Origin of the sequence: Rothia sp. LK2588, from assembly GCF_040946465.1 — a bacterium.
Lineage (GTDB): Bacteria > Actinomycetota > Actinomycetes > Actinomycetales > Micrococcaceae > Rothia.
Window position 1 is genome coordinate 523828 of record NZ_JAYWLS010000001.1, and the last position, 21168, is coordinate 544995.

Annotated in this window: 17 protein-coding genes; 14 read left to right on the forward strand and 3 right to left on the reverse strand. The window is 55.8% G+C overall.

What is annotated here, in order from left to right:
* Window positions 1-9: 9 nt before the first annotated feature.
* From carB to VVR12_RS02530, 8 genes are all read left to right on the forward strand, one after another.
* Entirely contained in the window at window positions 10-3315 is a 3306-nt protein-coding gene (gene carB, locus VVR12_RS02495) for a carbamoyl-phosphate synthase large subunit (protein ID WP_368549527.1), read from the forward strand.
* A complete protein-coding gene (pyrF, locus tag VVR12_RS02500; RefSeq protein WP_368549528.1) occupies window positions 3315-4169 on the forward strand; it encodes an orotidine-5'-phosphate decarboxylase in 855 nt (284 codons plus the stop codon). The genes carB and pyrF overlap by 1 nt, the downstream gene beginning before the upstream one ends.
* Window positions 4170-4383: 214 nt before the next feature.
* Complete coding sequence (gene mihF, locus VVR12_RS02505) at window positions 4384-4698, forward strand: integration host factor, actinobacterial type (protein ID WP_368549529.1); 315 nt, start codon at window positions 4384-4386, stop codon at window positions 4696-4698.
* Window positions 4699-4716: 18 nt separating this feature from the next.
* The gene (gene gmk, locus VVR12_RS02510) at window positions 4717-5283 is read left to right on the forward strand and encodes a guanylate kinase (RefSeq protein ID WP_368549530.1); all 567 of its coding nucleotides are present in this window, start codon (window positions 4717-4719) and stop codon (window positions 5281-5283) included.
* A 211-nt stretch (window positions 5284-5494) separates the two neighbouring features.
* A complete protein-coding gene (gene rpoZ / locus VVR12_RS02515) occupies window positions 5495-5896 on the forward strand; it encodes a DNA-directed RNA polymerase subunit omega (RefSeq protein ID WP_368549531.1) in 402 nt (133 codons plus the stop codon).
* Between the two features lie 14 nt (window positions 5897-5910).
* Entirely contained in the window at window positions 5911-7131 is a 1221-nt protein-coding gene (gene coaBC, locus VVR12_RS02520; protein WP_368549937.1) for a bifunctional phosphopantothenoylcysteine decarboxylase/phosphopantothenate--cysteine ligase CoaBC, read from the forward strand.
* A 70-nt stretch (window positions 7132-7201) separates the two neighbouring features.
* Window positions 7202-8404, forward strand: coding sequence for a methionine adenosyltransferase (gene metK, locus VVR12_RS02525; protein WP_368549532.1), 1203 nt, complete (start codon window positions 7202-7204; stop codon window positions 8402-8404).
* A gap of 90 nt (window positions 8405-8494) precedes the next feature.
* Window positions 8495-10495 (forward strand): primosomal protein N', encoded by a 2001-nt coding sequence (locus VVR12_RS02530; RefSeq protein WP_368549533.1) that lies wholly within the window; start codon window positions 8495-8497, stop codon window positions 10493-10495.
* Here VVR12_RS02530 and VVR12_RS02535 read toward each other — a convergent pair.
* Window positions 10492-11580, reverse strand: coding sequence for a glycosyltransferase family 4 protein (locus VVR12_RS02535; protein WP_368549534.1), 1089 nt, complete (start codon window positions 11578-11580; stop codon window positions 10492-10494). The genes VVR12_RS02530 and VVR12_RS02535 overlap by 4 nt on opposite strands.
* Entirely contained in the window at window positions 11564-12499 is a 936-nt protein-coding gene (locus tag VVR12_RS02540) for an alpha/beta fold hydrolase (protein WP_368549535.1), read from the reverse strand. The genes VVR12_RS02535 and VVR12_RS02540 overlap by 17 nt, the downstream gene beginning before the upstream one ends.
* Window positions 12500-12697: 198 nt before the next feature.
* On the opposite strand from VVR12_RS02540, the gene leuS reads away from it, so the two are divergent.
* The 6 genes from leuS (at window position 12698) to holA (ending at window position 20788) form a co-directional block, all read left to right on the forward strand.
* On the forward strand, window positions 12698-15199 hold the full coding sequence (gene leuS / locus VVR12_RS02545; protein WP_409349877.1) for a leucine--tRNA ligase: 2502 nt from the start codon (window positions 12698-12700) through the stop codon (window positions 15197-15199).
* An 84-nt stretch (window positions 15200-15283) separates the two neighbouring features.
* The gene (locus tag VVR12_RS02550; RefSeq protein WP_368549537.1) at window positions 15284-16180 is read left to right on the forward strand and encodes a DegV family protein; all 897 of its coding nucleotides are present in this window, start codon (window positions 15284-15286) and stop codon (window positions 16178-16180) included.
* 140 nt (window positions 16181-16320) lie between these two features.
* Window positions 16321-17268, forward strand: coding sequence for a helix-hairpin-helix domain-containing protein (locus VVR12_RS02555; RefSeq protein ID WP_368549538.1), 948 nt, complete (start codon window positions 16321-16323; stop codon window positions 17266-17268).
* A 122-nt stretch (window positions 17269-17390) separates the two neighbouring features.
* Window positions 17391-18866 carry a ComEC/Rec2 family competence protein gene (locus VVR12_RS02560; protein WP_368549539.1) on the forward strand — a complete coding sequence of 492 codons (1476 nt, stop codon included), beginning with the start codon at window positions 17391-17393 and terminating at the stop codon, window positions 18864-18866.
* Window positions 18866-19729: a ComEC/Rec2 family competence protein gene (locus tag VVR12_RS02565; RefSeq protein ID WP_368549540.1), complete on the forward strand. Its 864-nt coding sequence runs from the start codon at window positions 18866-18868 to the stop codon at window positions 19727-19729. The genes VVR12_RS02560 and VVR12_RS02565 overlap by 1 nt, the downstream gene beginning before the upstream one ends.
* A gap of 54 nt (window positions 19730-19783) precedes the next feature.
* Window positions 19784-20788 carry a DNA polymerase III subunit delta gene (holA, locus tag VVR12_RS02570; RefSeq protein WP_368549541.1) on the forward strand — a complete coding sequence of 335 codons (1005 nt, stop codon included), beginning with the start codon at window positions 19784-19786 and terminating at the stop codon, window positions 20786-20788.
* Between the two features lie 115 nt (window positions 20789-20903).
* On the opposite strand, the gene rpsT is transcribed toward holA, so the two are convergent.
* Window positions 20904-21167 (reverse strand): 30S ribosomal protein S20, encoded by a 264-nt coding sequence (gene rpsT, locus VVR12_RS02575; protein ID WP_368549542.1) that lies wholly within the window; start codon window positions 21165-21167, stop codon window positions 20904-20906.
* Between the last annotated feature and the right edge of the window lies 1 nt (window position 21168).

A 21168-nucleotide genomic window follows, 5' to 3' on the forward strand; every position in this document is an offset into this window, starting at 1 on the left:
TTTATACAAATGCCCCGTAGAAAAGATCTCAATTCAGTGCTGGTGATTGGCTCCGGTCCGATCGTTATTGGGCAGGCAGCCGAATTCGATTACTCCGGCACCCAGGCACTGCGTGTGTTGAAAGAAGAAGGCGTTCGCGTCATTCTCGTGAACTCAAACCCGGCCACCATCATGACGGATCCTGAGTTCGCCGACGCGACCTACATTGAACCGATCACGCCCGAGGTTCTCGAGAAGGTTATTGAAAAGGAACGCCCCGATGCGATTCTGCCCACTCTGGGCGGACAAACGGCATTGAACGCGGCAATTGCGTTGGATGACGCCGGAATCCTCTCTCGATACAACGTTGAATTGATCGGCGCCAACATTGCAGCTATCAACCTGGGTGAAGACCGCGAGGCTTTCAAAGGCGTAGTGGAACGTGCCGGGGGAGAATCAGCTCGTTCAGTAATCGTTCACTCGATGGACGAGGCCCTCAAAGCTGCAGAAACCCTGGGCTACCCGATGGTGGTCCGCCCGTCATTTACCATGGGTGGGCTCGGCTCCGGCATGGCCTACAACGAGACCGATCTTTACCGCATCGCCGGTGCCGGTATTCAATACAGCCCGACGAGTGAGGTTCTGCTCGAAGAATCCATCCTGGGATGGAAAGAATACGAGTTAGAGATGATGCGCGACAAGAACGACAACGTCGTAGTCGTGTGCTCTATCGAAAACTTTGACCCGGTCGGTGTTCATACCGGTGACTCCATCACCGTGGCGCCGGCGTTGACTTTAACCGACCGTGAGTTCCAAAAGCTACGCGACATCGCGATCAATGTTATTCGCGAAGTTGGTGTGGATACCGGTGGTTGTAACATTCAGTTCGCTGTGGATCCGCACACCGGACGCGTGGTTGTCATCGAGATGAACCCCCGCGTTTCGCGTTCTTCCGCGTTGGCATCCAAAGCCACTGGCTTCCCCATCGCGAAGATCGCGACCAAGCTTTCTTTGGGTTACACTCTCGATGAGATCCCCAACGATATTACGCAGAAGACTCCGGCGTCCTTTGAACCGACCCTGGACTACGTAGTTGTCAAGATCCCGCGTTTCGCCTTTGAAAAATTCCCGGCAGCCGACCCCACCCTTACTACCACGATGAAGTCGGTGGGTGAAGCTATGGCACTCGGAAGAAACTTCACCGAAGCACTGCAGAAGGCCATGCGATCTCTCGAGCAGAAGGGCTCCGCCTTCTCGTTCGTGAAGCCTGAACTTTCGCCTGCTGAGCTCACCGAACTCGTGGAAAAGACCAAGGTCCCGACCACTGAACGCATTTACCAGGTGCAGCAGGCCATGCTCGCTGGGGCGAGCGTGGAGCAGATGTACGAAGCGACAAAGATCGATCCGTGGTTCTTGGATCAGATCCAGCTACTCAACGAGGTTGCTGGAGAGATCGCCGAGCATCAGAACCTCGACCGCGAGACTTTGGAACTGGCCAAGCGCCACGGTTTCTCTGATGCACAAATTGGTGAGCTCGTCGGATACACCGAAGACGTAGTGCGCGGCATTCGCCATTCGCTCGACATCCGACCTGTCTTCAAGACTGTCGACACGTGTGCGGCTGAATTCGAGGCGTTTACTCCGTACCATTACTCCTCGTATGACCTCGAGGACGAAGTCGAGCACCACGATAAGCCCTCTATTATGATCCTCGGCTCGGGCCCCAACCGTATCGGTCAGGGCATCGAATTCGACTATTCCTGTGTTCATGCCTCCATGGTGTTGCGGGAGGCCGGTTACGAGACCGTCATGGTTAACTGCAACCCCGAAACCGTTTCTACAGACTACGATGTTTCAACCCGGCTTTACTTCGAACCCCTCACCTTGGAAGACGTCTTAGAGATCGTTGAATCTGAACGTCGCACCGGTGGCTTGCTCGGAGTCTTTGTGCAACTGGGCGGTCAGACACCGCTCAAGTTGGCTCAGCAGCTGAAAGCAGCGGGGATTCCAATTCTGGGTACCACTCCGGAGGCCATTGACTTGGCCGAGGATCGCGGGGAGTTCGCCCGAGTTTTGGAAGAAGCGGGCCTCATCTCGCCCAAGAACGGTACCGCCTATACGTTTGAGAATGCCAAGAAGGTCGCTGACGAAATTGGTTATCCCGTCCTCGTGCGTCCTTCCTACGTGCTCGGCGGTCGCGGCATGGAAATCGTCTATGACGAACAATCCCTAGCCCGCTACCTCGAGAACGCGACGGAGGTTTCTCCCTCTCAACCTGCGCTCATTGATAAATTCCTGGAAGATGCAGTTGAGATTGACGTCGACGCACTCTACGACGGAACAGAGCTGTACCTCGGTGGTGTCATGGAGCATATCGAGGAAGCAGGAATCCACTCGGGCGACTCTGCATGCACCCTGCCTCCCATTACGCTGGGGCCGGACGTCATCGAGCGCGTCAAAGAGGCCACCCTGAAGATTGCTGAGGGGGTTGGCGTCACGGGGTTGATCAATATTCAATTCGCGATGGCTTCGGAGATCCTCTACGTCATCGAAGCAAACCCGCGTGCGTCGCGAACCGTTCCTTTCGTCTCTAAAGCGACGGGAGTCCAGCTGGCTAAGGCCGCTGCTTTGATCGGCGTCGGTAAGTCGATTGCCGATTTGAAGCGTGAAGGATACCTCCCGCGTCATATGGATGGAGCCTCACTACCGGAGAGCACCGCGATCGCAGTGAAGGAAGCAGTTCTGCCCTTTAGTCGTTTCCGCACTCCCGAAGGCGTGGTTGTCGATTCCTTGCTGGGACCGGAAATGCGCTCTACCGGTGAGGTGATGGGTCTGGATCCCTTCTTCGATACGGCATTTGCCAAGGCTGAAACATCTGTGGGAGTCAAACTGCCCACGGAAGGACGAGTCTTCGTTTCGGTCGCGAATCGTGACAAGCGTAGCTCGATCGTGTACGTCAAGATGTTGCAGCAACTTGGCTTCGACATCGTTTCCACGGGTGGTACCGCGCAGGTGCTTAAGCGCAATGGAATTGACTCTCAGGTTGTTCCCAAGATTGCTGAGACTCAGGACGGCGAGCGCTCGATCGTGGATATGGTCAACGCGGGGGAGATCAACCTTATTTTGAACACCCCCTCCGGTGGCCAGGCTCGAGGAGACGGATATCAGATCCGTGCGGCAGCTACGTCGGTGGGTTGCCCCATCATGACGACCGTCTCTGAATTCGGTGCTGTGGTGCAGGCTATTAACGCCCTCAAGGAATACAACTGGAATGTGATGTCTCTGCAGGAGCACAGCGCTACACTGGTCGATGCCGTCGCTGAGGGTGATAAATAGTGAACTCCCCCCAGGGTTTCGGAGATCGAATTGCGCGTGCAATGCGTACGAACGGGCCGCTGTGCGTGGGTATTGATCCACATCCGGCCTTGCTGAAAGCATGGGGTCTTGAGGATTCGGCTTCAGGGGCTGAACGATTTGGATCTGCGGTGCTTGAAGCTGCCGCAGACCGTGTTGCTTATGTGAAGCCTCAGGTTGCCCTCTTTGAGCGATTCGGTTCTTCGGGTCTGCAGGCTTTAGAAGATCTGCTTGCCCAAGCTCGGGATGCCGGCATCCTCATGATTTCCGATGCCAAGCGAGGAGACATCGGTTCCACCATGGCGGCGTACGCCGATGCATGGTTGGGAGCATCGTCTCCGCTCGCATCAGATGCTGTGACGCTCAGCCCCTACCTCGGGTTTGAGTCCCTGCGCCCTGCATTGGACGCGGCCGCGCAACAAGGACGCGGAACGTTTGTGTTGGCCTTGACCTCCAATCCGGAGGGCAAGTCTGTTCAGCATGTCGGGGGAGATGATTCGGTCGCTAGCCGAATTGTCGATGCCGCCCGCTCTGAAAACGATAGGGTCGGTTACTCGGTCATGGGTCCCTGCGGGCTCGTGGTCGGGGCTACCGTTGGCCCGGCATTGCACGAGCTTGACATCAAACTGAGTACGTTCAATGGACCCATCCTGGCGCCCGGATATGGCGCGCAGGGTGCTACCGCAGAAGATCTGTATCGGGTCTTCGAGGGGTGCCGTGAGAATGTTTTGGCAAATTCAAGCCGAGGGATTCTTAAACACGGGCCTTCTGTGGGCGGTCTAGTGGACGCGATTGGGCAAGCTTCACAAGACCTAATTGCCGCTAGGGGAAACTAATTTTCGCGACATATCAATTCAAATGTGTAGAATTCTGCAGTTCATTAGGGTGAATATCCTCAAATGATCGCGGAATTTTGCATATGTTGTCCCCAAAACTGATAGGTTATCTTCAGCCGAAGTTGGTGCGGAGCCATCGCCAGGTGGTTCCGCACCAACGCGGTTAAGGTTCGCAACCAAAATTTGTCACTCAACTTATCTATAGGGGATAACCATGGCACTTCGCCCACTCACCGAAGAAGAACGCGCTGCCGCGCGCGAAAAGGCTAAGCGAGCACGTACGGTGCGCGCCGAGGTCAAAGAATCTTTGAAGAAAAAGGAAACATCCATCGCTGAGGTGCTGAAACGTGCCGAAACCGATGAGGCAGTGAGTAGACTTAAAGTCACAGATCTGCTGATGGCGCTTCCCAGCATTGGTGAGGTGAGAGCCGAAGCAATTCTGAAAGAATTGAACATCGCATCATCTCGTCGACTTCGTGGATTAGGCGTTCACCAGCGTCGGGCTCTGATCGAATACCTTGAACGCTAAAGCTTGAAGGAATGAGACATGACAGAGACCAAGCAACCGACCCTCACCATCCTTGCAGGTCCTACCGCAGTGGGGAAGGGTACTGTGGCCCAGTATCTTCGTGATAACTATCCACAGATTTGGTTCTCAGTCTCTGCCACTACCAGGGATCCTCGTCCGGGTGAAGAAGAAGGTACGCACTACTACTTCGTATCGGATGAAGAATTTGATGCAATGATCAACAATCATCAGATGCTGGAGTGGGCCCAGGTTCATAATTCCTACCGTTACGGCACCATCCGCTCCAAGGTGGAACAGGCGCTAGAGGCAGGACGGCATGTGTTCCTGGAGATTGATCTGCAGGGTGCACGACAAATCCGCAACCAAATGCCAGAAGCCAATTTTATATTCCTCGCTCCGCCCAGCTGGGATGAGCTTGTCCGACGCCTGAAAGGCCGGGGTACCGAGTCGGCTGCCGAGCAGGCAGAACGTCTCGATACAGCAAAAATTGAATTGGCTTGTGAACCTGAGTTCGATGTCACCATCATCAACGAGACGCCCTCGCAAGCTGCGCAGGAAATCGTTGAGTACATCGGGCTTCAGTAGGACCCTCAACTTCTAGCGAGCCCTCCCTTGACCGGGGAGGGCTCGCTTGTTTTAACCATGTTCATGACTGTCTACATCGTCACTGCACCGGGCCAGTGTGCAGTGTTATGATGGGCTGAAGTTCGATACAATAATGCTTTGTCTTTGGCAACCTAACCCACACGTTGAAACCTGTTGGGTTGCGCCTGATCAATAAATTTTGGAGTTATTCGTGGCTAACGCACACAATGAAGAAGGAATCATCAACCCCAGCGCAGACTCGCTGATTGACAAGGCAGAGTCCAAGTACGGTTTGGTGATTTTCGGTGCTCGCCGTGCACGCCAGATCAACGCCTACTACTCGCAGTTGCACGACAACATGCTGGACCACGTTGGTCCGCTCGTAGATTCAGAGCCCAACGAGAAGTCCCTATCTGTTGCAATGCGCGAAATCAATGAGGGGCTCATTGAGTCTCATCATGTCAAGGACGGCAAGTTTAACGAGAACGGCGACCTCATTCACGAAGAAGAGGCATCTGCGTTCTTTACCGGTGACTTCTACTCAGAAGAGTACGTAGACTCCTCGGTAGCAGAGTTTTCCCAGTCCGAAACCGATCACGAACAGTCCGAATAAAAAGCTTGACTGATATGCGAGTCATCGTAGGCTTCGGGGGAGGGATCGCGGCGTACAAAGCCACATCCCTCCTTCGGCTCTTTTCTAAAGACGGTCATGATGTTGTAGCAATGCCCACGCCGTCGGCTCTCGAATTTGTCGGGCAACCCACCCTCGAGGCATTGTCTGGTAACCCGGTTTCATCTTCCGTTTTCGAACGGGTTGAAGAGGTCAACCATGTGCGTCAGGCAGAACTAGCGGACCTCGTGGTGGTCGCGCCCGCCACCGCAGACCTCATGGCTAGGTTGGCCATGGGCCGAGCGAACGATTTGCTGTCCGCTACCATTCTGACTACCCATGCCCCGGTAGTTCTTGCCCCGGCAATGCATACCCAGATGTGGGAGCATCCTGCTACACAAGCCAATGTGGCTACCCTCCGGGAGTTTGGTTATCACGTTCTTGACCCCGCGGTGGGTAGGTTGACCGGCCCGGATTCAGGTTCGGGCCGCATGCCAGAACCAGAAGAAATCTTTGGTTTTGCTATGTCGGTTAAGGACTCATCGCAAAAGGATGAGAAGAAGACTCTTCAGGGTCGATCGGTGGTTATTACCGCCGGAGGCACCAGGGAGCCGTTAGACCCCGTCCGGTATTTGGGTAATCGTTCCTCCGGTAAGCAAGGTGTGGCCCTAGCGGAGGCGGCGCGTGCCCTGGGGGCGGACGTCACGTTGATCCATGCTCACATGGAAGTTCCCGCCCCGGATGGCGTGCGGTGCGTCTTTGCCTCTTCTGCCGAGGAATTACGCAATGCCGTCCTCGAGAACGTTGCCGACAAAGATGTCTTGATCATGGCCGCTGCGGTTGCAGATTTTAGACCCGCAAGCTATGAAGAATACAAGATCAAAAAGAGCGAGACCGATGACGCTGCACCAACGATCTCACTGGTACGTAATCCCGATATCCTCCGCGAGGTAGTATCTTTACGCGAACAGCAACCTGAGCTTGCGCCCGAAACTATTGTGGGATTTGCCGCTGAGACCGGTTCGGCCACGCAGAGCGTCTTGGAACTGGGCGAAGCAAAACTACGGCGCAAAAAGTGCGATTATCTGGCCATCAACGAGGTGGGCGAGCAACGTGGCTTCGGTGCCGATGATAATCATTTGACCGTGTTGGCAGCTACAGCTGAACCGGCTCAGGTTTATCAAGGATCCAAGTATGACGTTGCGAAGGCGTTATTACTGCATGTCATGCGACCCTAGCCAAGTCGTGTCTTAGTTGTTCATATGGTCACAAAATGACCCCAAAATATACACAGAGTAGAGTTATCCCGTGACTTCATCAAATACTTCTCATCTGCGACTTTTCACCAGCGAATCGGTGACCGAGGGTCATCCTGACAAAATCTGTGATCAGATTTCTGATTCCATCCTCGACGCGTTGCTGGAAAAGGATCCGCAGTCAAACGTGGCTGTTGAAACCATGGTGACCACTGGACAGGTACACGTGGCCGGTGAGGTAACCACTGAAGCTTATGTGGACATCCCGTCCATCGTCCGCGAGACGATCCTGAATATCGGTTACAACTCATCCACCCACGGTTTCGATGGTGAATTCTGTGGTGTTTCCGTTTCCATCGGTGAGCAGTCTCCCGATATCCACGATGGCGTTTATAACTCTCTGGAGTCTCGTACAGGATCCGACGATGAGCTTGACCGTCAGGGTGCCGGTGATCAGGGCATCATGTTCGGATATGCCAGCAATGAGACCGACGTGTTGATGCCCGCGCCGATTTGGTTGGCTCATCGGTTGTCGGAGCGGCTAACTCAGGTACGTAAAGATGGTACGCTTCCGGACCTCCGCCCGGATGGCAAGACTCAGGTTACGTTGGGATACGACGGTGAGACTCCGGTCATGGTCGATACCATCGTTGTCTCCACCCAGCACACTCGGGATTACGACCTGAAGCAACTCGAAAGCGATATCCGACAGCATGTGATCGACCCGGTACTAGCGACCGTAGACTTCGATACCAGCAATACCAAGTTCATCATCAATCCCGCGGGCCAATTTGTGCAGGGCGGCCCCGTAGGGGACGCCGGTCTTACCGGTCGTAAGATCATCGTTGATACCTATGGCGGATACTCGCGCCACGGTGGTGGTGCCTTCTCCGGTAAAGATCCCTCGAAGGTTGACCGCTCGGCAGCTTATGCCATGCGTTGGGTTGCCAAGAATGTGGTGGCTGCAGGATTGGCAGACCGCGTCGAAGTTCAGGTGGCCTACGCCATTGGCCAGGCTGCGCCGGTGGGGCTCTACGTTGAAACCTTTGGAACAGAGAAGGTAGACGTCGTCAAGATCGAGCAGGCCATCCGCGAGGTGTTTGATCTGCGCCCCTTGGCAATTATTCGTGATCTTGATCTGCGGCGTCCTATCTACGCAAAGACCGCGGCAAACGGTCACTTCGGCCGGGAGGAAGAAACCTTCACCTGGGAGCGAACCGACCGTGTAGATGCGCTCCGAGCCGCAGTTCAATAACATAGGTCTATGACTGATTTTGATTCTGATTCCCCGCAAACTGATCTGTTTGCGGGGAATTCAGAGTTAACGGGCTTCATACAAGACCACTTGACGGATCAGGAACATCGTGCGGACAACGGTCGCGAAGTGGCGACGATTGACCCGATCGCACGAATCATCCTTGATTCTGACGTCCCGCACTTAGACCGAACCTTTGACTATCTCGTGCCCGCAGAGATGGACGAAACTGCCCTTCAGGGTACCCGTGTGCGGGTACGTTTCGGCGAACAGAAGATGAGCGGTTTCATTCGCGAAAGAACCCCCTCCACCGGATTTACCGGTTCCTTGAAGTTCTTGGATCAGGTCGTTTCGCCCGTGCCGGTAGTGACTGAAGAATTGTTTGAGCTTGCCGAACTGGTCGCCGCTCGTTGCGCTTCGACAGTCGCTAATGTTCTCCGCTTGGCTGTTGCTCCGAGGATCGCCGGTGTCGAGAAAAAATTTATCGATCGTGAACCCCAGGATGTAGAGGATCAGCTACCCGAGCCGACGCTGGAAGATTTCGCGCCGTATGGCGGGGCGGAAGATTTTCTCTCGGATATCGCAGAGGGGGACGCTGCCCGTGCCGTCATGGCAGTTACGCCGGGTATGGAGCGGGGCTGGGAAAACCTAGTCGCCAACGCACTCATACACACCGCCCGTGCTGGTCGGGGCGCGTTAGCCGTGGTTCCCGACTATAAAGACCTTCAGCGATTACAGGACAGACTGAGCCAGCTGGTGGGGGATAGAGGATTTGCGGTGTTATCGGCACACCATAAACCTGCCGAACGTTACCGGGCTTATCTTCAAGCTCTCCACGGAGACGTTTCCATCGTGATCGGTACCAGATCTGCCGCGTACGCCCCCGTACGCCGTCTCGGCCTGGTGGTGTGCTGGGACGATGGGGACCCTAACCTGATGGAGCCGCGAGCTCCCTATTGTCACGCTCGAGATGTGCTCTTGCTCCGTGCGGAACAAACCCAGTGCGCAGCCCTCTTCGCTGGATATTCGATTTCGGCGGAAGGGGCGCGGTTGATACGCTCACGGTGGGCAACGTACTTATCCGTACCGCGTGAATTTTTGCGCACCCACACACCTCACGTGATCTCGACCGGTGACGATTATCAATTGGCACGAGACCCGCTGGCGGCTGTTGCTCGTTTTCCCCACCTAGCATTCATTGAAGCCCGGAAAGCTCTATCCCACGGACCGGTGCTCATTCAGGTATCGCGTAGCGGGTATATCCCCAATTTCTCATGTCAACGCTGCAGAATGCCCGCTCGATGCACAGAGTGCCAGGGCCCCCTGGGTCTGAGCGGATCAGAAAAGTTGCCCACTTGTCGCTGGTGTGGCGCCGTGGCGAGAAACTGGAACTGTATCGAGTGTGGAGGCACCCAGTGGAGACACGCTACTGTCGGCGCCCTGCGAACCGCCGAAGAGCTGGGGCGTGCCTTCCCCAACGTCCCCGTTTTTTCCTCCAGCGGGGACCATATCATGACCGAAATAGAACCGCAGTCAGCGATCGTCGTGGCAACGCCCGGAGCCGAACCTTCGGTGCCCGGGGGTTATGCGGCGGCGGTACTACTCGACGCGGACTCCATGCTTCGGCGAGATTCTCTTCGAGCCCCCGAGATGGCCCTACGTAACTGGTTCAATGCCGCCGCATTGGTACGTTCCCGATCGCAGGGCGGCACGGTGGTGACGACAGCACCGGCCGGGACCGCAACGCAAGCGCTGATCCGCTGGGACCCCGTTCGTTTTGCCGTATGGGAACTGGACGAGCGTGCCGAGTTGGGGTTACCTCCGGCGGTACGCACGGCGGCCATCACCGGGCAGGAAAGCGCAGTAGAAGACTTCGTCAACCAGCTGAATCTCCCTCCCGAGGTAACGGTTCGTGGTCCGGTCGATCTTGAACCGATGGGCCAGGACGCACCGCAGTGGCGAACGATTCTGTTCTTCAACTACTCCATCGCACCCGAAGTGACGCGGCAGGTACGGGCGGTACGAGCCTCTCGAGCTGCCTTGAAACTTGACCCGGTGAACATTCGTGTGGACGGCTTGGACATCCTCTAGAGCGTCTGAGCCAGTTGCATCAAGCGACGTGCAGATTCCCTCCAGGTGAAGTGACTGGCGTCCTTCAGACCACCGCGTACGATTTGCTGAGCGTAGTCACGTTGCTCGAGAGATCGAACGGCTGCCGCGAAATCAGCGGGGTGATCGGGAGGGCAGTGCAGTGCGTGGGGCGCGATCTCGTTGAAAATGGGGATGTCACTGATGATAGCTGGGCACCCGGCCGCCTGCGCTTCAACCACCGGTAAACCGTACCCCTCGTCTCGACTGGCCGTCATGAGCGCTTGGCTATTCTGGAGCAACTTTCTGTATTCTTCGTCTGAAACCCCCTGGCGGAATACGACGTTTGCACCGGCCATCTGTCTTAACTGGGTCAACCGTTGGTGTGGTGCTTTCGACAACAGCATCAAAGTGTACTCAGGCAGCTGACGCATTGCCTCGAGGAGAGTTTCCACATTTTTATAGGGCATGAACGACCCCATATACAGCAGGGTCCGATCTCGGAGCTCTAAGAGGTTGAGTGCTTCTGCTTCGTCGACGATTGATCCCTCGGGTGCGGCATTGGCGATCACGTGCACCGGGCGGCGCGTGAGACGATGCTGGCTCATCAGTTGGGCCGTCGTCTGAGACACCGTCACCACCGCGTCGGCGCGATTGAGCAGTATTCGCTGAGGGGTGTAGCTACGGTGAAAGACGCGCCATCCCCAGCGGACGGGGGCCGGAAGGAAGGACGGCGGGGTGGGGTGTGCGTAATAGATTAGATCGTGAAGGGTGAGCACGAGCTTAAAGCGACGACCCAGCGATCCTATGGTTTGCATGGGGGAGAAGACCACGTCGGGCCGATATTTATTGAGCATCAAAGCTGCACATGGTTCGAGCGGCCCAGTGGGTGAGCAGATCTTGACCCAGGGCAAATCCGGCAGCATCTCTAATTGCCGCCGATCACTGATAATCATGGTCAGTTCGAGCTCGTCGACCTGATCAGATTCCCGAATTTCTTTCAAGGCGGTCACCAAGGAGGCCGTGTAGCGGCTGATGCCGTCATGAAATCCGATGCGGGTGTATCTAGCATCAACGAACAGCTTCATGGTCTTCTCCCTGAAAATCGAGGATGAGTTGGGCAGCTGCCTGCGGGGTCTCATAGTGAATCAGGTGTCCCACGCGATCAATGACATCTAATCGCGCATGGGCAAAGAGTGAGTAGAGATGACGCTGTGCATCCGATGACCCGAGATCGTCCTGACTGGCCACGATCATCTGCACGGGGATGTCGATGGAGGCGGCGTAATCACCAACCGTTGAACTGGTCGAAGCCCGGTAGGCTTCCAACACCACCTGACGATCTACGAACGCCCCGAAATATGCGTCATGTTGCCCGTTGATATACCGACGCAAGGCGGGGAGATTATTTTTCATCATGAACTCACTGGATAACCGAGTCACGAGACGGGACCGAAGCAATGCAAACCCCAGTTTTGCGGGAAGTAGCGCTCCCAGCCGGTAATACAGCGCTGCGGCTCGGCTCATGAGGCGTTGGTCTCCTTCCAACGCCGGTTCACTGATGGGATTGATCAGGCACAGTCGCTGTATGCACCGTGCATCGTCGGCAGCTGTTGCGGCAGAGACAATGGACCCGAAGCTATGCCCGATCAGGTAGACACGTTGACCCGCACCGAGGGATGCCAGAAAATCGCTGAGCCACTGGGCGTAAGTGGCAACATTGTGGGTGACCTCAGGAAGCGGCTGACTGCGTCCAAAGCCCGGCAGGTCAGGGATCAGAATTCGCGCCTCGGGCAGAATCTGAAGCATTCGGTGAGCGATGATCTCGAGCCCGTGGTGATCCCCTCGGAAACCGTGCACCGCTACGAATGTGGGGCCCTGAGGCTGGCCATATTCCCAGTAGCGGCAGAGTGCACCGTGTAGCCACATTTCGCGTAGCGTCCCCGGGGCGATGAACGCCGGGGGTAACTCGAAGGGAGGGTCGAAGCTGGTCTGCGATACTGTCATGAAACCCGATTCATTCGTGCGAAAAGTCGGCTAGGGGAGCGACTACATCCACTCCATAACTCTCTATGGTACGTGCAACTTTTCCGGTGAGCACGGGCCCACTCAATTCGCGATACACTAAAGGTCATTGTGGCTACCTATATCCCGTACTCCGGGAAGGCGAGCGAAGTACATCGACAGACATCATCCGAAGGAAGCATCATCGTGTCAGCTGAGGTCGAATCCACCGCGTCGAATGAGAAATCCTACGATTTCGCAAAAATCGAGGCGAAGTGGCAGCCCTATTGGGAAGAAACTAAAGTTTTCGAGCCCACCGGTGAAGCCGGTAAAGAGCGCCGCTATGTGCTCGATATGTTTCCCTATCCCTCAGGTGACCTGCACATGGGTCACGCCGAAGCATTCGCTATTGGTGACGTCGTAGCCCGTTTCTGGAAACAACGCGGTTTCGACGTTCTGCACCCGATCGGCTGGGACTCCTTCGGCCTACCCGCCGAAAACGCAGCGATCAAGAATAATACGCATCCCAAGGACTGGACCTACAAGAACATCGAGACCCAGGCCAACTCGTTCAAGCGCTATGGGATTATGGTCGACTGGTCACGTCGCTTGCACACCTCAGACCCCGAGTACTATCGCTGGACCCAGTGGCTGTTCCAGCAGTTCTATAAGAAGGGACTGGCCTACCGTAAGTACTCCCAGGTGAACTGGTGCCCTAAAGACCAGACAGTGTTGGCCAACGAACAGGTCATTAACGGTGAATGCGAGCGCTGCCATTCGCAGGTGACCAAGAAGTCGCTCAACCAGTGGTACTTCAAGATCACGGATTACGCTCAAGAACTCTTGGACGACATGAAGCAGCTCGAGGGCACGTGGCCCGAGCGCGTGTTGGCCATGCAGAAGAACTGGATCGGTCGCTCCGAGGGCGCCGAGGTGCGTTTCGAGGTGACCGCCGGTGGAGGAAAAGAGGCCACAGACATCACGGTCTTCACCACCCGGCCGGATACCCTCTACGGTGCTACTTTCTTCGTTGTAGCGGCGGATTCGCAACTTGCGGTGGACATCGTAGCCGAAGACCATGCAGAGGCTCTCGACGCATACCGTGAGCAGATCAAGGCTCTGTCAGATATCGAGCGGCAATCCTCAGAACGGGAGAAGACGGGTATCTTTACCGGTCGTTACGCCGTCAATCCGCTGACCGGTGAAAAGCTTCCTATCTGGGCCTCGGAATACGTTCTCGCTGACTACGGCACGGGCGCCATTATGGCGGTGCCGGCTCACGATCAACGCGACCTCGACTTTGCTCGGACTTTCGACATCCCCGTAGTGACCGTTGTCGATACCGGTGAGGACGACCCCGCCGAGACCGGAGTGGCAACATCCGGTGACGGCAAGCTGATCAATTCCGGTGAGCTCACCGGTTTGGATAAAACCTCGGGTATCGCCAAAGCGATCGAGATCATTGAAAAAGCCGGCACCGGCCAGGGCAAGACGATCTATCGTTTGCGCGACTGGTTGCTCTCGCGTCAGCGCTTCTGGGGTACTCCCATCCCGGTGATCCACTGTGACGATTGCGGCGAGGTTTTGGTGCCTGAGGACCAGTTGCCGGTGCAACTTCCAGATGACCTGAAGGGCGAAGATCTCGCTCCTAAGGGGCAATCTCCGCTGGCTGCGGCGTCCTCTTGGAACACCGTCGAGTGCCCACAGTGTGGTAAGACTGCCCACCGCGATTCCGACACCATGGATACCTTCGTGGATTCCTCGTGGTATTTCTTGCGCTATGTTTCTCCCCATGCTGACCAGGCTCCTTTTGACCCGGAAGCGATGAAGCAGTGGGGCGCGGTCGATATGTACGTCGGCGGTGTAGAGCACGCAATCCTGCACTTGCTATACGCGCGGTTCTTCACCAAGGTCGTCCGGGACTTGGGCCTGATCGAACACGACGAACCCTTCAAGGCATTGACTAATCAGGGCCAAGTGTTGAACCAGGGAAAGGCGATGTCGAAGTCGCTGGGTAACGGCGTAGACCTCGGCGAACAGCTCAACGCTTTCGGCGTGGATGCCGTTCGCACGACGATGGTGTTCGCCTCTCCGCCGGAGGACGACGTGGACTGGGCAGACGTTTCACCTGGTGGCGCCCAGAAGTTCTTGGCTCGCGCTTGGCGTGTAGCTCAGGACGTTACCTCGCAACCAGGGGTGGAGTTCACCTCAGGTGATGCAAAGCTACATCAGCTGGTGCACCGTACAATGCACGAGACGGCTGAACTAGTCGAGGCCGGGAAGTTCAATGTAATGGTGGCTAAGACCATGGAGCTGGTCAATGCTACGCGTAAAACCATTGACTCGGGTGCCGGTTCCCAAGACCCCGCTGTACGTGAAGCCGCAGAGGCCATCGCCATTCTGCTTTCGCTCTTTGCGCCATACACCGCCGAGGACATGTGGCATATGCTGGGCCACGACACTCCGGTGCTGACTGCAGGTTGGCCCGAGGTAGACCCCAAGCAGTTGGTCGATGACACCGTTACCGCCATTGTTCAGGTCAAGGGCAAACTGAAGGATCGTCTGGAAGTTCCCAAGGACATCTCTGAAGAGGAGTTGCAGAAGCTGGCTCTGGCTTCGGACGCTGTGCAGAAGTCCCTGGGGGGCTCGGAAATCCGCAAGGTGATCGTCCGGGCTCCGAAACTGGTCAACATTGTGATCTAGTAGGCGTCACAGCTGAACGGCCGGTATCTGTGAGAATTTCTTGCAATGCCGGCCGTTCGCTCATGAGAGGCGAGGTACATACGGATGACACGCGTTGCGATTGTTACCGATACCGGGGCTGGTATTTCAGCGGCAGAGCAAGCACGTTTGGAAAACCTCGGGGGTTTTGCGGTCGTAGAGATGCCCGTCATGGTAGATGATCGTGATCTATCCCAGCACCATCTGGAGCAGCCACCTGAGCAAGCCCTGATCCTTGCGCACGCCATGGGAGAGACGATTCGTACGTCGAGTCCAAGTCCGGGAGCGTTTGAATTGACGTACCGCCGATTGCAAGATCAGGGGTTTCAGGCGATTGTCTCCATACACCTTGCAGCAGAACTCTCGGGTACAATCAATGCCGCACGCACGGCTGCACGTGATCTCGATATCCCGGTGTTCGTCGTAGACTCGCGAACTGTAGCAATGGCCTATGGGCACAGCGTCGTTAAGGCTTGTGCTATGGCCAGCCAAGGGGAAAGCGCAGAAAAAATCGCGGCCAGCGTCCTTGAAATCTGCGTCAACACGGAAATTCTTTTTACAGTAGCCTCCCTCGAACCGCTTCGTCGTTCGGGGCGCATCCACCCGGGAATAGCTCGCGTGGGACAACTGATGCAGATCCGGCCCGTGGCCACCGTCATCGAGGGTAGGTTGACCTACGTGGAAAGACCTCGCACTACTCAACGAGCGCTGGAAATGCTGACATCGCTGACCACTCAAGAGTCTCAACGCAGACGTGCAGGATCTGTTGATATGGACCACGCTTTGACCCCGCGCCCGCGAGGTGACATCGTGTCGATTCAGTATTGTGGGGATGCCTCAGACGCCTCACGTCTGAAAGAGCAACTGCCGCAGAGCTCCACTGTCGGTACCGTCATCTCTCCTCTGCCTGCGGTTCTCTCCGCTCATACGGGGGTGGGTTCTTTAGCGTGTGTGATTTATTGATGAGCAATTTGGACGGCGTGGACGCATACGTGAGAAAGGTGTGCACCGACTGATTCGATCGCCGTCTAAAATGTGCGAGGTTATCCACAGATAAGAGAACCTCAGAGAAGCTGGGTGATTTTTCAATCTAGCTTAAGGACATGCACGTATCTTTTGAGAAAGAAAGCATTGATCCTGCCTTGCAAGCGCTACGGCGTAGGCGCCGCGACATCTCGGCAACCGTACTTGTTCCTCAGCTCGATGATGAAGCAATCACCGAGCCCATCGACACCCAAGTGTCATCTCATCCGTCGGGTGATTCTGAGTTCGAAAGGTCCACGCATCAACTCAGAGCTGCCGGCCAACCCCTCGATGACCCCGCGGAGAAGATCAGCGAACACCGCACCTATCGATGGAAAATGCCCACCAAACTCATGGGGGTCCTCTCTGCACTATTGCTGCTTTCCATCGGCTGGATGCTCCTCAACCCTCGTTCCGCACCCATCACTGAAGTAGACGCAACCGGCAACCCAGCCACACCGGTGGTAACTGAACCTGATCGTCACGCTGAAGAATCTACTTCGCCCCAGAATCGCAGTGCTGAACAGGCTCCATCTCGACAAGCATCAGCCACCTCTGCCATAGACAAGAAAGAGGTGTGGGTACATGTTGCCGGCTCGGTCGTAAAACCAGGGGTTTACCAGTTGCCCTCCGATGCCCGAGTTTCCCAGGCGATCGAGAAAGCCGGGGGAGCCGCGCGCAGTGCCGACCTGAATAAGATCAACCTTGCCTCGGGCATTGTCGATGGCAGTCAGATCTATATCCCGGCACAAGGAGAGCAAGCGCTTTCCGACTCTGCCTCATCCGCTACAGAACCCGCTGGAGTGGCCCAATCCTCCAGTCCCACGGAATCGGCAACAGTCAACATCAACACCGCAAGCTCTGAACAATTGCAACAGTTACCGCGGGTAGGACCAAAGTTGGCGCAGAAAATCATTGACCACCGTACGAAGAACGGTCCATTCACATCCCTCGAGGATCTCGACGATGTTCCTGGGATCGGGGAGGCGATGATGAGCTCATTGGAGCCCCTGGTGGCGTTCTCGTGAGGTTGAGTCAACAATGGGTGCCGCGGGTCGCGACGCTTTATGAAAACTTGTGGGCTTCAGATCGCCAGCGCCGTGACCACCACCTGCAGTCACCTCTACACCTCGATTTCAGGATGTGCATAGTGGCTGCAGTTCTTTGGGTCGGGACAGCCCTGGCTTTGGGTAGCCTCTGCCACCCCTCCGTCCTTTCTAAACTGTGGTGGGCAGTCTTCATAGCTTTGGGGCTGTGTATCCTTGGTTACTTCCTCACGTCCCATTCTTCCGGGGTTGTACCGCTCGTGGCCATTGCCGCCCTCACCCTGGCTTTGGGCTTAACGCATCTTCAAGCTTCCGGAATCACAGAGGGCGCTCGGTTATTCGCCAACCTAGATGGACGGGTTGTCACAGTCTCGGGAACCACCACGCGCGTTAAACCGCTAGATTCAGAACGCACTTTGATTCAGGTTCACACCGAAACGATCACCTACCGCCAACAGGAAATCCCGGGTCGTACCCAGGTGACTGCGTTCATAGATCACACCCCCAAGACAGGCGGCTCGCTCGATCTGCGCGGCACTATAAAAATCGACGGACACCGCATTACCCTCAATAATGCACGGATGGTTTCACCCCCACGCGATCAACCAGGGCTTGACCATCACCTCAAGAATGCAAATGCGCATGCATTAGCTGATCGAACCCAACCAGACAACGCTGCCCTGATGTTGGGGATGGTATATGGCGATGACCATCTAATGGAACAGACAACGCGGGAAGAATTCAAGACCGCAGGACTAACCCATCTCACGGCGGTGAGCGGGGCAAACATCACCCTAGTTTTCCTCGTGGGGTACTGGGCTTCGTACTTTGCAGGTCGACCACGGACCCTCAATATTGCGATAGGGACGCTGGTGACCCTTCTATACGCCACGTTTGTGGGCTGGGAAGGATCCGTGATCCGAGCTTGGACCATGGGAATAATCGGAAGTTTGGCTGTAGTGCTCGGTCACAGTCGGCAATCCATACCGCTGTGGGGAACAGCCGTCACAGCCCTGTTGCTGACCCACCCGCACCTCAGCCTTGACTTCGGCTTTGTTCTATCCGCACTAGCTACCGCAAGCATCGTGATTCTCGCACCACCGATGTGCAGGATCATCGGATCCAACCTGCCGATGCCCCTAGCTCAACCAGTCTCTCTATCCCTATCCGCGTCACTGTGGTGCGCCCCCGTCATCGGTCTCCTCAATGCCGAGCTAGGTCTCTACACCGTAGTTGCTAACGTGCTGGCGACACCTCTCGTCGCACCCATCACCCTGCTGTCAATGACGTTATTGCTCCTACACAATATCGTCACCGAATCACTCACAGAGCCCCTGCTCACCGCTCTTGAAATCCTTACCGGAGCGCTCCTCGCGATTGCAGATATATGCGCCCATGCCCCAGGTGCGCGGGTAGACGTCAGTCCACCCCACACCCTGATTATATTGGTGGCTTTCGTGGTCATATCCAGCTTCACAGTATTACTTGCCGACCACCTTCGATACGGACGTCACCCCCAGCAACGAACCCCGCGCACCACGGCTCACCAAAAATCTTCACTCAAGAGGGAGCAACACTGATGAAAGCCACCATCCAACGTGGAAAATCGCGCAGACCCATCACCTGGTTGACGACCGCATTGCTAATCCTCTGGTGCTATTTATGGTGGTCGCGATCCCACCATGAGAGCGCACCAGACGGATGGCAAATCATCACCTGCGATGTGGGGCAGGGGAGCGCGACGCTAGTGCGTAGTACCAATGATTCGGCAGTCTTGGTAGATACCGGCCCGGAACAGGGGGACCTCGATGAATGCCTACGCTGGGCAAGAGTCCGCCGGCTGAGCGCCATACTGCTCTCACACGAGCACGCCGATCATATCGGAAATCTCGAACACGCCCGTCAATTCCTAGACACAAAATCTGGACAAGTGCTGTGCTCACCCGCGATGGCTAGCAGCTGCCAACCGGTATCTACGGGCCAACAGATTACAGTAGGAAATGCAGAACTACAGGTGCTTTGGCCACATACTACGAATGTCCACAGACTGAGCACAAACAACTCTTCACTCATCTTGCACGTCGAAGTAAAACCGTGGCACGCCCCCGGAACCGCTACCACTCCACTAACTGCCCTCCTGCCGGGGGATGCGGAAAGCCCCGCGCTCGATCAAACCCCCTGGAACGATGACACCCCAGTGGATATTCTCGCCTTGGCCCACCACGGATCGAAGACCTCCGGAACCACATACCTGGAAAAAGTATCACCCGATATTACAGTCGCCTCGACAGGCAAAAACAACAGCTATGGACATCCACATCAAGTAGCCGTACAAGAACTCCGGAAGCTAAATATACCGCTACTCAATACCGCTGACAGCGGACACATAGCCTTTCAACGAACCCCCACTGGCCTACTCACCCACACCCAAAAACACCCATGATCAAACTCATGACAAAATAGAGAGAAGGTTCAATTTCATTTCTTGGGAGATATCGTGGCGCGCACCGCAAAAGGCTCAGTAGACCAAACCTCATGGCGGCAGATCAAATTAGCACCAGCCACACTACTCTACGGTCCCAACGAGTACTTCGTACAACGTGCGAACCTCAACCTCAAAAAACTCTTCGACAATCTGCACGAGGAATCAGAAGTCATCTCCATCAACGCAAAAGACTATCGCGCCGGTGAATTGACCATGCACACCAGCCCCTCACTCTTCAACACAGCCAAAGTCATACAAGCGACCGGATTAGCCTCAATGAGTGAGCCATTTCTGCACGACGTCATGGCCTACCTCAAAGAACCGCAGAGCGACATTCTCTTGATTCTGCACCATAACGGTGGCAACCGCGGAAAGAAACTACTAGATATCTTCCGTTCAAGCCGAACCTTCAACTTCATCGAATGCAAGGAACTGAAGCGAGACCACGAAAAGCTCGAATTCGTCCAATGGGAAATCCGTGAACACGGAAAGAAAATCGACCCCCGAGCCGCACAAGTGCTCATCAACGCCGCCGGCAACGACACCGCCGAACTCGCCTCAGCCGCCCAACAACTCGTCGAAGACGGTCCCGAAGTCATTACCATCGAGATCGTCGATAAGTACTACGGCGGCCGAACCGAAGCAACCGCTTTCAAAGTCTCAGACGCCGCAGTCAGCGGAAACAGCCGCGAGGCCCTCAGACTATTTCGACACGCACTAGAAACAGGAGTGGAACCCATACCACTGGTCGGAGCATTGGCCGCCCGAATGCGCAATATCGCCCGAGTCCACAAGACCGGCGGGTCCGCCGCATCTCTAGCTTCAAACCTCAAACTGGCACCGTGGCAGGTAGAACAAGCCCAACGCGATTCCAGGCGGTACTCAGAAGACGACCTGGCATCGATCCTCAGGGCGCTGGCTGAAGCAGATGCTCAGCTCAAAGGGGAGGCCACAAGCCCCGGTTACGCAGTAGAAAAAGCCATCTTGGCTATCGCTGCCCCCGCAGGGCGCCGGTAGAGCAACTGAGCGCTCGCCAATATCTATCTATTAAATCAACGGAGGCTCCGAGATAATCTCGGAGCCTCCGTGTCACTTCGCTAAAAGACAACTGCCGTGAGAGTCGGCAGGAAAATTAGGAAAGCTTGTTGACCAGCGCAGCCAGACCAGACTTCTTGTTTGCAGCGTTCTTTTTGTGCAGAACACCCTTCGAAACTGCCTTGTCCAGCTTGCGGCTTGCGAAGCGCAGAGCCTCGGTTGCGGCGTCCTTGTCCTGCGAGGTAACAGCCTGATGAACCTTGCGGATAGCAGTCTTCAGCTCAGACTTGTAGGTGTTGTTACGCAGGCGAGCCTTCTCGTTGGTGAGAATGCGCTTCTTCTGGGACTTGATATTAGCCACG